Below are 13,476 nucleotides of genomic sequence, written 5' to 3'. Positions count from 1 at the left end.
TCTTGCGATCTGGGTCGGTCCCATCCGGGTCCGTACCGTCAGGGTCGGTGCCGTCCGGGTCCGTGCCATCCGGGTCGGTCCCATCCGGGTCCGTACCATCGGGGTCGGTCCCATCCGGGTCCGTACCGTCGTCCGGTGCCTGTCGCACCGTGGCCGAGGCGAGCGACACGTCAGCAAGCGGCGTGGCGAGGCCTGGCAGCAGCGAGAGCTGGAGCGAACGCTGCGTGAAGGAACCCGCATCCTGGGCGCTCTCGGTGGTGAAGTTACCCGGATCCTCCTGCACGTTGGCCGTGAGCGACACGAGGTTCTCGGTGATCAGCTGGGCCAGCGGGGAGATGAGTTCGTTGACCCCTTCCACCAGCGGCCGGAAGATCGTGTCGAGCGCTCCCTCGTCGGTGATCGCAGCGCTGATCGGCGTCACGAGTGCCGGCAGCAGGGTGTTCGTCGCCAGTTCCACGATCGGCCCGAGCAGTGCCCCGATCTCAAGCCCGATGACCGACGTGCCGTCAAGGTTGACGTCGACATCCTCGGATCCTTCGACACCGAGGAAGTCGCCAAGCGCCCCACTGATGTTGATCTGCAGATTTCCGATCGGCAGGTTCAGCGGCGGCAGACCCAGCACCTCACCGGTGATCGCGATGTTCAGCTCAGCGGCGTTGAGTGCATCGGTCACAGCGTTGACCAGCAACGCAGGAAGCTGGTCGAAGATGCTGCCGATGGAGCCATCGAGGGCCGCCTGGATCACATCCGGGCCGAGCACCTCGGTGTTCGGCGGCAGGTTGTTCAGGGTGCCGTCGTAGTCACCACCCTGGCTGTCCGCAACGAGCCGTGCGAGGTCGATGCTGATCTCGCCGGTGCTGAAGTCGATCGTGACCGCGCTGTCCTCGCTGGTGATCGGCTCACCGAGCACCGACTGCACGGCAGCCTCGAGGTCGACGTCGAGCGACGTGGCGACGCCGAGGTCGTTGACCGTTCCGAGGCCAAGGAGCACCGTGTTCACGGTCGACTGGACGTTCGTCAGCAACGGCTGCAGCGCCGAGTTGACGGTGCCCTCCGCGCCAACCAGTCCATTCACCGCGCTGGAGACCGGGCCAAGAGCGCCGGTGACGTCGCCAACCAGATCGCCGAGAACGTCGCTCTGCAGGATCATCGTGCCGTCAGCGATCTGGTAGTCGCTGACCACATCGCCGTCGGCGTCATACGTCGCCAGCGCCGAGAGCGCACCGAGCTCGACGCGTGCCTGCGTGAGCAGATCGCTCAGCCCGGCCTCTCCGAGGAGTGGCGTCAGATCGAGATAGGCGTTGTCCTGGGGGCCACCGCCGCCGATGGCGATCGAGCCATCGGCGTTCACGGCGCCTGAGGATGCCAGCGGCACCTCACCTTCCGCCGTGTTCGCATACTGCCCGAGGGCTCCGACGCCGATGATCCCGTTCTCACCGAAGAGCTGGATGCCGTCGCCCAAGTCGATATCGAGGGCTTCGAGCACCTCGAGCGACAACGGACTCACCACCTCGCCCGGCTCGCTCGGGCTGGCCGAGTACGCCGGGTTCAAGGCAGCGATCGTGTTGAGGTCCACGACCCCGCCACCGCTGATCAGCCGCCCTTCCGCTTCCGAATCGTCGGTGGGAAGCGCAACAGCGGGGCTTATTGCCCCCGCCACTGACAGCGATCCCACCGCCAATAGTCCGACGGCGGCAACTACGCCGCCGCGCCAACGTGACACTTGTCTCACTACTAACCCCCGACAGGTCTGATGTGCGTTCGGTCATGGAGCACCGTGGGCACGGCATGCATACCCACACGCGACCAGATGGCCGCGGTGCTCGGACCGTAGCGGTGGCGCTGACAGCCCCGCAATGGGTGCGACAGGGCTCCGGCTTCGCGCCTACAGGCACCGTGAGGTGCGTCCAGCGGGCCGGACGATCGGCCCGGCGTAGGCCTGGTAGCGCCGCTGAGGGAGATCGCGCTGACGCGTACCGGGAGGTGCGACGGACACCCTCCGCCGGCCGCTCAACTGGGCCGTCTCACATGCCCCGAATCGGCTCCAACGTTGATGTTCCGGTCAACCATCTTGCCTTCAACTATCGACCGATCAAGCAAGCCGTGAGCCCCGTCACACGTCGCCTCCGCCTCCGCTCGCGCGCGCGTCACGAGGTCGACGACCGACCGGGAATCGCCGGCCCGATCAACGCCCACCGCGACGTCCACGCGATGTCATCGACCATGGACGCGTTACTCAATTGTGATCTCCGGGCGCGGGCAAATCTCACTCTATGAGACGGCGTTCTCGCGGTCGCCCACTGCGAGCCTCGCCAGCGCGCCCGACCCGAGGTGCGAGCTCCACGCGCTCTGGTGTGAGTCCCGAAGCCTCACCCGAAGTCGGGGATACCGCGGGCGGTGATTCCGCCGTCGACCGCGAGCATCTGCCCGGTGACCCAGGATGCATCGCCCGAGGCGAGGAACGCGACTGCGGAGGCGACGTCGTCGGGCTCCCCGACCCTGCCCATCGGGTACAGGTCGGTGAACCGGTCGGGACCGCCCTGGTGGTCCCAGACGCGCGTGCGGATCGTGCCGGGCGCCACCGCGTTCACCCGGATCTGCGGCGCGTAGCGCATGGCGAGGTTCTGCATGAGGGAGCCAAGTGCGGCCTTCGCCGAGGAGTACGCCTCGCTGCCGAACACCATCAGCCCGTTGACCGACGACGTCATCACGATCGCCGCCCGCTCCGAGCGCTGCAGCAGCGGCACCGCCGCCCGGCACACGCGCGCCGTGCCGAGGAAGTTGACGTCCCACATGCGATGGAACACCTCGTCGTCGCCCTGCTCGAACGGCGGCTCGGCCTCGCCCTTGCCGGCCACGTTCGCGAGCACGTCCAGCCGCGCGAATCGACGCTCGACGGCGGCGATCGCCGTGGTGACCGACGTCACGTCGGTGAGGTCGATCGGGTGAGCAAGGTGCTCGTTGCCGTGTTCGCGCGGGAGCTCGGAAGCGACGCGCTCGGCACCTTGCAGGTCCACATCGAGCAACGCCACGGACGCACCCTCGGCCGCCAGCCGGCGCGCCACCGCGGCACCGATGCCGTGGGCCGCCCCGGTCACCGCCGCGGTCGTTCCGTCGAAGCGTGCGCTCATGTGGTGCACGATCTCACGGCTGGGGCGACGGCACGAGGCCCGGCCGGAGGGGGCACGGCCGGGCCTCGTGGGCTCACAGGAGTGTCAGTGCGCTGATCCTCGCCTGCGGCTGATCACCAGCATCGCCGCACCTGTCAGGAGCAGCAGCACGATCGCCAGCACGGTGATCCCGCTGATGTCGGCGCCGGTGTCGGCGACCGGTGGTTGGCTCGGCACCGGCGGCACCTCCACGACCGTGGAGTCGTCTGCCTCGACCGGGTCCCCGACTGGGCCAGGCTGCCCGGACACGCTCGCCGAGTTCGCCACCTCGCCGCGGCTGACGTCGGCGCTGGTGAGCGCATAGGTGGCGGTCGCCGTGACAATCTCGCCCGGTGCCAGCACGCCGGCCTCGCCCGGCCAGTTGTAGGCGATCGCGGACAGGCCTGCGAGCTCGTCCGTGATCACCACGCCGGTCAGCGTGACGTTGCCTGTGTTGGTCGCGACGAACGTGAAGGTCACGACATCGCCCACGGAGCCGTTCGTCCCGTCGAGCTCGCCGGACTTCTCCAGATCGATCGCGGGCGCGACCGGGAGCGGGATCGTCACGGTGTCGTCGGACTCGACCGGGTCCCCGCCACCCGGCGGAGCTCCGGTCGCGGTGGCCGTGTTGACCACCTGGCCGGCGTCGAAGGCTCCCTGCGCGAGCACGAGCGTGGCTGTGGCCGTGACCGACTGACCCGGGGCGAGCACTCCGGCATCCCCGGGCCAGCCCTCGAACACGATCTCCGAAAGGCCTTCGAGCGGGTCGTCGATCGTGACACCGGTCAGCGTCACGTTCCCGGTGTTCGTCACCGTGAATGTGTAGTCGACCACGTCGCCCACCTCGCTGGTCGCGCCGCTGCGCAGGCTGCCCTGCTTGACCAGGTCGATCCCTGGCCCGGGCTCGACCGGCACGGTCACGTCGTCGGTGTCCTCCACCGGCTCGACGTCGTCACCCGACGGGGTGCCGGCTGCCGTGGCGGTGTTGTCCACCTGACCGTTGTCGACGTCGGCCTGCGTCAGCACGTACGTGGCCGTGGCCGTCACCGACTCCTCTGGAGCCAGCACGCCCTCGGCATCCGGCCAGTCGCCGAACTCGATGTCGGACAGGCCTTCCAGCGGGTCGTCGATGGTGACGTCGGTCAGCGTCACGTTCCCGGTGTTGGTCACCGTGAACGTGTACTCCACGATGTCGCCCTCCTCACCAGCGGCGCCATCGACCAGCACGCCGGTCTTGAGGAGGTCGATCGAGGGCAGGTGCGGGATCGGGACGATCTCCGTGTCGTCGTCGGTCGGCGGGGTGCCCGTGCCCGGCGGCGGCGTTCCCTCGACCGAGGCCGAGTTCTCCCGCTCACCGGCATCCACGTCCACCTGCGACAGCGCGTAGGTGGCCGTCGCGGTCACGGACTGATCCGGCTCGAGGACGCCCGGCTCGCCCGGCCAGTCGTAGGTGATCTCCGACAGGCCTTCCAGCTCGTCGGTGATGACGACGTCGGTGAGCGTCACGTTGCCCGTGTTCGTCACCGTGAACGTGTACTCCACGGTGTCCCCGGCCACGGCCGTCGCGCCGTCAGCCAGCCCACCGCTCTTGACGATCTCGATGCCCGGGCCCGTCACGGCGGGCACGAACTCCTCGTCGGCGTCGGTGACAGGGTCGATGTCCATGCTCGACGGCGGTGTGCCCTCGGCGGTCGCGGTGTTGTCCACGCCGGTGGCGTCGATGTCGGCCTGCGTCAGCGCGTACGTGGCCGTGGCAGTCACCACGCCTCCCGGAGGCAGCGTGCCGGCCGGGATCGGCTCGCCGTCGGCGTCCTCCCAGCTCACGTAGGCGATCTCCGACAGCCCGTCGAGCGGGTCGGTGATCGTGACCTCGGTGAGCGTCACGGTCCCGGAGTTGGTCGCCGTGAACGTGTAGGTCACCCCGTCACCCGGCTCGGAACGCTCGGTGTCCGGGTCGTCAAGAGCACCGGTCTTGACCAGCTCGATGCTCGCGGTCTGCGGCACCGGCTGGATGTTGGTGTCCTCGTGCTCGACCGGCTCGTCCTCACCCGGGGGCGTGCCGAACGCGGTCGCGGCGTTCTCCACCGCGCCGGCGTCGACATCGTCCTGCGTGAGCACATACGTGGCCGTGGCGGTCACGACACCACCCGGGGGCAGCGTGCCGGCCGGGATCGGCTCGCCGTCGGCGTCGACCCAGCTCACGTAGGTGAGCTCGGACAGACCCTCCAGCGGGTCGTCGATCGTGACCTCGGACAGCGTGACGTTGCCGACGTTGGTCGCGGTGAACGTGTACTCGATCTCGTCACCGGCGACCGAGGCGGCTCCGTTGGCCAGCTCGCTCGACTTCTCCAGCTCGATCTGCGGTGCGGCCGGCACCGGCACGATCGCACCGTCCTCGTCCTCCACCGGGTCGCCGTCGAGCGGCGGGCTGCCGACCGCGGTTGCCAGGTTGGTCACCTGGCCTGCGTCCACGTCGTCCTGGGTGAGCGTGTAGGTGGCGGTCGCGGTCACCACGCCGCCTGGCGGCAGCGTGCCAGCGGGGATCGTCTCCCCCTCGGCATCCTCCCAGGTCAGGTACTCGATCTCGGACAGACCCTCCAGCGGATCGGCGATCGTCACCTCGGTCAGCGTGACGTTCCCGAGGTTGGTCGCCACGAAGGTGTAGGTGACGACGTCGCCGGCGCGGTCGGCGCCGTCGGCCAGTTCGCCGGTCTTCACCAGCCCGATCTGCGGAAGCTGTGTGATCGGCACGGTGTGGTCGTCGGTGTCGGTCGGCGGCTCACCGCGGGTCGGCGGACCCGTGGCGTCAGCGCTGTTGTCGACGCCCGCGGCGTCCACGTCCTCCTGGGTCAGCGTGTACGTCGCGGTCGCGGTAGCGTCCTGACCGGGCTCGAGCACGCCGTCCTCACCGGGCCACACGTAGGAGATCTCCGACAGGCCCTCGAGCGCGTCCGTGATCGTGACGTCCGTCAGGGTGACGTTGCCGGTGTTGGTCAGGGTGAACTCGTACTCGATCACGTCGCCTGCGACGTTGGTGGCGTCGTCCGCGAGGTCGCCGAACTTGACGATCTCGATGCCTGGAAGCGCGTCGATCGGAAGCTCGGCGTCGTCGGTGTCGTCCACCGGGCCGCCCGTGGGTGGCGTGCCCACCACGGTCGCGGTGTTCTCGACGAGCCCAGCATCGGTGTCGGCGGCCGTGAGCAGATAGGTCGCGGTCGCCGTCACGACACCACCCGGGGGCAACGTGCCGGGCTCAACCGGTGCGCCGTCGGCGTCGACCCACGAGACGTAGGTGATGTCGGACAACCCGGTCATCGGGTCGGTGATCTCGACGTCGTCGAGGGTCACGTTGCCGGTGTTGGTGGCGGTGAAGGTGTACTCCACGGTGTCACCGACCATGCCGGTCGCGCCGGCGGCCAGCGCCGCCTCCTTGACGAGCTCGATCGCCGGGTCCGAGGGGATCGGGACGATGATCTCGTCCTCGTCCGTCGGCGGCTCCTCCGGCCCCGGGGGCGTCCCCGTGGTCGAGGCGGAGTTGGCGATCGAGCCGCTGTCGACGTCGTCCTGCGTCAGCACGTAGGTCGCGAACGCGGTGACCTCGTCGCCGGGCTGTAGCGTGCCGTCAACGTCACGGGGCCATTCGTCGAACGTGATGCCGGACAGACCTTCGAGCTGGTCATCGACCGTGACGCCGGTGAGCGTGACGTTGCCGGTGTTGGTGACCGTGAACCGGAAGGTCACCTCGTCACCGGCGACGACGACGTCAGGCAGATCGTCGTAGTCCTTCACCAGCGAGATCGTCGGGACGGCCGGGACCAGCACGGTCTCGTCGTCGGTGTCATCCACCGGCACGTCCGTGCCCGGGGGTGTGCCCTCGGCGGTCGCGGTGTTGTCCACGCGCCCGTTGTCCACGTCGTCCTGGGTCAGCGTGTAGGTCGCCGTGGCGGTCACCACGCCACCGGGCGGCAGCGCACCGGGGTCGATGGCGTTGCCCTCGGCGTCCTCCCAGGTCACGTAGGTGACGTCGGACAGGCCCGGGAGCGGGTCGGTGATCTCGACGTCGTCCAGGGTGACGTTGCCGGTGTTGGTCGCCACGAAGGTGTAGGTGACCTCGTCACCTGCCTCGCCGTCGGCACCGTCCAGGCCGCCGGACTTCTCGATCTCGATCGAGGGGTTCTGCTCGAGCGGGATCTCGTGCTCGTCCTCGTCCGACGGCGGATCCCCCGCCCCCGGGGGCGGGGTGCCGGTGGCGGTCGCGACGTTGTCCACGCCGCCGTTGTCCAGGTCCGCCTGGGTGAGCACATAGGTGGCCGATGCCGAGGCAGTCTGCCGCGCCTCCAGCACACCCTCCTCGCCCGGCCAGTCGTACGTGATGTCGGAGAGGCCATCGAGCTCATCGGTCACGGTGACATCGGTCAACGTGACGGTCCCGGTGTTGGTGATGAGGAAGCCATAGGTGACCACGTCGCCGACGGCACCCTCGGCATCCTCGGGCAACTCACCGAGCTTGACGATCGAGATGCCCGGGATCTGCTCGAGGAAGACCGTGTTCGGGTCCTCGTCGTCGACCGGGTCGCCGCTGGGCGGGGTGCCGATGACGCTGGCGAGGTTGTCCACCTGGCCGGCGTCCGCGTCGGCGCCGCGCACCCCGTAGGTGGCGGTAGCCGTCACCGACTCACCCGGGTCGAGGACACCCTCAGCAGCCGGCCACTCGCCGTAGCTGATGAGGCTGATGCCCTCGAGCTCGTCGCTGATCGTGACGCCGCTCAGGGTGACGTTGCCGGTGTTGGTGACCTCGAAGGTGTAGACGATCTGGTCGCCGGGCGCACCGATCGCACCGTCGGCGAGCTCGCCGCTCTTGACGATCTCGATCTGCGGCTGGGACGTGATCGGGACGGTGGTCTCGTCCTCATCGACGGGCGGCTCGAGGTCGTCGGGTGGCGTCCCGGTGGTCGTGGCGACGTTGGTCACGCCACCGTTGTTCACGTCCTCGAGGGTCAGCTGATAGGTCGCGGTGGCCTCGACGCTCTGGCCGGGCAGCAGGGTGCCGGGGGTGCCGGGCCAGTCGTAGCTCAGCTCGCTCAGACCGTCGAGCGAGTCATCGGTGATGCTCACGTCGGTGAGAGTGACATTGCCGGTGTTGGTCGCGGTGAAGGTGAACTCGACGACGTCGCTCTCCTGGCCGATCGCGCCGTCAGCCAGCGCCCCGGTCTTCTCGAGCGCGATGTGCGGGCCGCGCGGGATCGCCGTCTCGGCCGGGTCGTCGGAGGTGACCGGGTCGCCGGTCTCGGGCGTGCCGGTGGTGGTCGCCAGGTTCTCCACAAGGCCGGAGTCGATGTCGGCCTGCGTCAGCGGGTAGGTCGCGGTGGCCAGCACGCTCTGGCCGGGGGTGAGCGTGCCGGGGGCCGCCGGGTCCGGCCAGTCCCCGAAGCTGATGGCGGAGAGCCCGGGCAGCGGGTCGGTGACCTCGACGTCGAACAGGGTCGCGTTGCCGACGTTGGTGACCTCGAACGTGTAGGAAATCAGGTCGCCGGGCAACGGTGCGCCGGTACCGTCGAGCTCACCGAACTTGACGATGTCGATGTCGGCGTCGACCGGGACGGGGACGATCTCGGTGTCCTCGTTGACCGCGGGCGGACCGGTCGGGGGATCCCCGGCGACGGTCACAGTGTTCTCCACGAGCCCGGCGTTGATGTCGTCCTGGGTGATCGCGTAGGTGGCGGTGGCCTGGACCCGCTCACCGGCGTCGAGCACACCGGGCGCGTTCGGCCACACGCCGAAGGTGATCTCGCTCAGGCCGGGCAGCGGATCGTCCAGACGTACGTCGGTCAGCGTCACGTTGCCCGTGTTGACGACGTCGAAGGTGTAGGTGATCAGGTCGCCCGGAACCGCGGAGTCGCCGTCGATGTCGAGCACGCCGGATTTGGTCACGTCGATGGCCGGAGCGGATGCGATGACGAGGGCGTCGTCGGCCGGGTCGGTCACCTCGGCTCCGAGCGGGTCGGTGCCGGTGGTGGTCGCCGCGTTCTCGATACGACCGGCGTTGACGTCCTCCTGCGTCAGCACGTAGGTGGCGGTGGCGGTGACCGACTCGTTCGGCCCCAACACCCCGCTCGCGCCGGGCCAGGCGCCGTAGCTGATCTCCGACAGCCCGGGGTACGGGTCGTCGATCGTGACGTCGGACAGGATCGAGTCGCCGGTGTTGGTGGCGGTGAAGGTGAACACCACGGTGTCGCCCGGCGTTGCACCCGCCTGCAGCGACGCGTCCTTGGTCAGCAGGATCCGGGACAGGCCCACGTTGGAGATGTCGCTGGCGGTCACCGGGGTGTCGAGGCCCACGGGCGTGGCGTCCACGGTCACCACGTTGACGTACCCCGCGCCGCCAGGGGCACGGCCGACGCAGTCGTAGGTGAAGGATTGTCCGGGCGCGAGCGCAGGCCCACCCACCTCATCGACGACGTCGGCACGCTCACAGTCCGGTGCATTGCCGTCGGCGATGATCGTCAGCGAGCTGTCCAACGGGACAGAACCGGTGTTGGTGACGGTGATGGTGAAGCTCGGAGCGGCATCCCCGGTACGCCACTGCTGGTCCTCGGTCCCGTTGAACGACTTGTCGATCCGCACGGCCGCGACCGGAACCGACAGCACGGCGGTCTGGAACAGGTAGGAGTCACCCGAGGTGCCGAGGGTGAGGTCGACGAACTCGTCGCCCGTGTTCACCGTGGTCAGGGCGCTGCTCAGCACGTCCACCGAGGCGTTGGTCCAGGGGGTGGCAGAGGTGTACCCCACCGAGCCGTCGGCGCGGGACACGCCCACGTTGTCCGTCGCGCCACCGATGCGTGGGACGCGCACCTGCGCGGGTTGAGACTCGGTCGCGTACGCCGCGAAGTCGCCGACGATGTTGCGGTCACCCTCGTAGAGGTTGAAGCCCACCCGGGTCCCCGGGCCGGATGCCTGGAAGCCGTCGAAACGAACGGTCTGATCGGCGGTGGCTGAGAACATCCGCACGTGACCGTCGTAGAGAATCACCTTGCGCGCGTAGGTCAGCGGGTTGTCCAGATCGAGGTCACCGAAGTCGTACACGAGGGCCAGCGTCCAGCCGGCGTAGCAGCCCGGGCCAGTCGCTGCCCAGACGTTGCCCACCGCGATGTTCTGCACCGAACCCGATGCCAGGCCGCTGAAAGCCGATGTCACGTCAGCCGAGGCCGAGTAGTACTGCGGCTGGTCAGCCGGGAGCGATGCCAGCGGCTCCTCATGCAACTCACCAGGCGTCACGTCGACGACCGGCGAGCCAACACCCGCCTGGAGCTTGACGGCAGTGGTGCGGTAGGAACCGGACGGGAGTGTCGCGTTCGGCGCCAGGCTCCCGCAACGCTGCGGCGTCGCCGGGGTGTTGCGGACACCGGTGTTGGCACTCCAGTACAGGTGAGCGTGCGCGATGCTCGCACCCGCCGGCACTGTGACCTGCGCAACCGAGGAGTTGCTGGCGCCGGCCGCCTGCAACGCCGGCGACGCCTGCGCGTTGCCCATGCGGAACCAGTCGTTGACGATCTGCGGGTTGTTGTTGGCCGCCTGCGTCCCGCTGTGCAGCTGTGCGCAGGTGCCGGAGTTGGCTTGGGTTCGGCCATCGGCCAACCCGACGCACTGCAGCACACCGTTTCCGACGAGAACGAAGTCGCCGTTCACGGTGCCCTCGTAGCTGATCGAGGGTGCGTCGACCGTGATGGCGGCTGCCGGCGTGGTCGTCCCGATGAGACCGACGAAGATCAGCGCGAGTGTCGCGATCGCGGCGGTGAGCCTACCTAGCAACGTACGACGTGGTGCAGCGGAAGCAGACATCACAACAGGACCCTCATTCGCTCGGGCGGCCGACAGTGGCCTGGTACCCCGTCCCCCCGGGGGCACACAGATGTCAGCACCGACCGGGCCGGTGCTGCCGGGCTGAGTATGGCAGGACCTGGGCCGAAATGCACCGCCGTCGAGAATTCTCTTTCTGCGGTCCTGACCGATGCGTGGAATTGCGCGCTCCTCAGTCGGCTCGCAGCCGGGTGGGATAGTCCAGTCCGCCACCCTCGCGAACGGGTTCGCGCGGCGGGTCACCCCACTAATCTGGTCACGAATGTTCGAGTAAGGGGAGGTGGCGATCCAGATGGCCCGGCCGCAGCGCGCGGACGCACGCCGCAACGTCCAGGCGATCATCACCGCCGCGACCGAGCGGCTCGCCATCGATCCCGAGGCCTCGATCAACGACATCGCCGCGGCCGCCGGGGTGGGGCGGGTGACACTGTACGGACACTTCGAGAACCGCGCCGCGCTGGTACGCGTGGTCAGCGAGCGCGCGATCGCTGCGACCGAGTCGGAGCTCACCGAGGTGGATCTCGACGGCGACCCGGTTGCCGCGCTCGGCCGCGTGCTGGAGACCACGTGGCACCTCTCGCACCGATTCGGCGCGCTGATCGTGGCCGCCGAGCACACGCTGGACGGCGACGAGATGCAACGTGCCCACGGTGCACCCGTCGCACGGGTGCGGATGCTGCTCGAGCGAGGGCGAGCTCAGGGCCGGTTCCGTACGGATCAGCCGATCGACTGGCAGGTCACGACGCTCCAAGCCATCGTGCACGCTGCCTCGAGGGCCGTGCACAATGGCGCGATCACCGCCGTCGAGGCACGCGAACTCGTGCGCGACACCGGGCTCGCTGCGCTCCACCGGTAGGTAACAAGCTGCGGATCAGGAGGCCCCGAGCGGCGGCGCCTCGAGCACGATGGGGATGTACTCGAGCAACTGCAACCGGCCGTCGAAGAGCCGGTGCTCCACGAGTTCGAGGCGCACGTCCGGGTAACCCCCGAACACGGGCTCGGCACCGCTCGCGCCGGTGATCACCGGGAACACCACGGTGCGGATCCGGTCGACCAGACCGGCTCTCACCAGCGACCGGCACAACGACACGCTGCCGAGCGTGCGCAGCGGCAGGTCGGACTCGACCTTGAGCGCACGAACGGCCTCGACGGCGTCGCTCGTCACGAGCGTGGAGTTGGCCCAGTCGGCGCTGGGCAGCGTGGAGGAGAACACGTACTTCGGCATCGCGTCCAGGTCCTCGGTGCCTGGCTCACCGCTCTGCGCCAGCCCGTACATCAATCGGTACGTGGTGGCGCCCATGAGAACCGGGTGGTCCTTCTCGGGCGAGGCATCGAGCCAACCGAGGTACTCGGGTCCCTCCATGCCCCAGAAGCCGGGCCAGCCCTCGGCCGCTCCGTAGCCGTCGAGGCTCATGATGAAATCCACCGTCAGGGTGGTCATGTCAGCGTCCTCCGTTTGGATCGGTCATGGCCGAGATCTCGAGCCGGTGGCGAGCAGTGCTGCGGCTGCCGACGGTCCGCCGTCATGCGGTCAACGTCACGATCGCCACCAGCAACGCGAGCACGACGTCGAGCACGCAGCAGAACTCCGCGAGGCTGCGTGTGACGACCCGGCCGGTGCGGTGGTGATAGACGTCCCAGCCGGCGTGAGCAAGCAGCGCCGCGCTCACCAGGAGGCCACCCGCCATGGCATCCACGCGCACCGCGAGCAGTGCGATCGCGGCGAGCGCGAGCATCGCCACGGTCTGCAGCGGCAGCCGCCACCGCGGCTGCCAGCCGCCGGCGGCGGCGCCGACCACCACGAGCACGGCAGCGCCGACGAGCATCCACAGCGCCGCGTCCAGTTCCACCAGCTTGGCCAGGGCGATCAGCACGAAGGTGACGCCGAATGCTGGCCAGGCCGCGCCGCGCCGTCGGAACGCTGCGGCGGCGAGATACACCAGACCCGAGGCGATCACGACGGACGCCACGTCGCGACCATCGACCAGTCCGTAGACCGTGCCGACCGCGACCAGGGCTCCGAGGGCCCCGGGCCAGATCGTGGCGAGCAAGGAGCGTGGGCGTGCCTGCTGGGTGTCGTGCGCGACCGTGGTCATCGACGCCTCCATCGGGGTTCAGGGAGCAAACCGTACATCGATGTTCGAGTTAAGGGAAGGCCATGAGCATCAGATCCGCTAGACTGATTCCACATGGCGGGCGCAGTAGTCCGCATCTCGAAATACTTGCACCGTCGCGTCGACAGGGCGAGGGTGGACGCATCACTGTGGATGACCTGGAGAAGCACGTGACCATCGGATCTGCCGAGGAGATCGACTCCCTGCTCGCCAGGCTCCGCTCCCGGGTGGCCGGCCCGGTCCTGAGCACGCCCGACGAGCTCGAGCGCTACCGCCGCGACCGTGCCGCGGATCCGAACGCGGGCACCCCGCTCGCGGCGGTGCGGGCGCAGTCGGTCGCCGACGTGCAGGCCACG

6 protein-coding genes and 1 pseudogene are annotated in these 13,476 nt (G+C 68.9%); 2 read left to right on the top strand and 5 right to left on the bottom strand.

Annotation, left to right across the window (positions count from 1 at the left end):
* The 3 genes from ACOJSN_RS23155 to ACOJSN_RS23145 all read right to left on the bottom strand — a co-directional run.
* Positions 1-1,675, bottom strand: a 1,675-nt coding sequence (locus tag ACOJSN_RS23155; RefSeq protein ID WP_420114843.1) for a choice-of-anchor G family protein, incomplete at its 3' end; no start/stop codon positions are given.
* A 694-nt stretch (positions 1,676-2,369) separates the two neighbouring features.
* Positions 2,370-3,131, bottom strand: coding sequence for an SDR family NAD(P)-dependent oxidoreductase (locus ACOJSN_RS23150; RefSeq protein ID WP_420114842.1), 762 nt, complete (start codon positions 3,129-3,131; stop codon positions 2,370-2,372).
* An 84-nt stretch (positions 3,132-3,215) separates the two neighbouring features.
* Positions 3,216-10,988, bottom strand: coding sequence for a DUF7507 domain-containing protein (locus tag ACOJSN_RS23145; protein ID WP_420114841.1), 7,773 nt, complete (start codon positions 10,986-10,988; stop codon positions 3,216-3,218).
* A 310-nt stretch (positions 10,989-11,298) separates the two neighbouring features.
* On the opposite strand from ACOJSN_RS23145, the gene ACOJSN_RS23140 reads away from it, so the two are divergent.
* Positions 11,299-11,862, top strand: coding sequence for a TetR/AcrR family transcriptional regulator (locus ACOJSN_RS23140; RefSeq protein WP_420114840.1), 564 nt, complete (start codon positions 11,299-11,301; stop codon positions 11,860-11,862).
* 15 nt (positions 11,863-11,877) lie between these two features.
* Here ACOJSN_RS23140 and ACOJSN_RS23135 read toward each other — a convergent pair whose 3' ends face one another.
* Positions 11,878-12,447 (bottom strand): dihydrofolate reductase family protein, encoded by a 570-nt coding sequence (locus ACOJSN_RS23135; protein WP_420114839.1) that lies wholly within the window; start codon positions 12,445-12,447, stop codon positions 11,878-11,880.
* Between the two features lie 82 nt (positions 12,448-12,529).
* Positions 12,530-13,102, bottom strand: a complete 573-nt coding sequence (locus tag ACOJSN_RS23130; RefSeq protein ID WP_420114838.1) for a hypothetical protein — start codon at positions 13,100-13,102, stop codon at positions 12,530-12,532.
* 188 nt (positions 13,103-13,290) lie between these two features.
* On the opposite strand from ACOJSN_RS23130, the pseudogene ACOJSN_RS23125 reads away from it, so the two are divergent.
* Positions 13,291-13,476 (top strand): annotated as a pseudogene (locus ACOJSN_RS23125) (FAD-binding oxidoreductase); the annotation flags it as partial.

It is taken from the genome of Pseudactinotalea sp., assembly GCF_048594945.1.
GTDB lineage: Bacteria > Actinomycetota > Actinomycetes > Actinomycetales > Beutenbergiaceae > Pseudactinotalea.
Note: the sequence above shows the minus strand (reverse complement) of the source record. Positions and strands in the feature narration are given on the sequence as shown.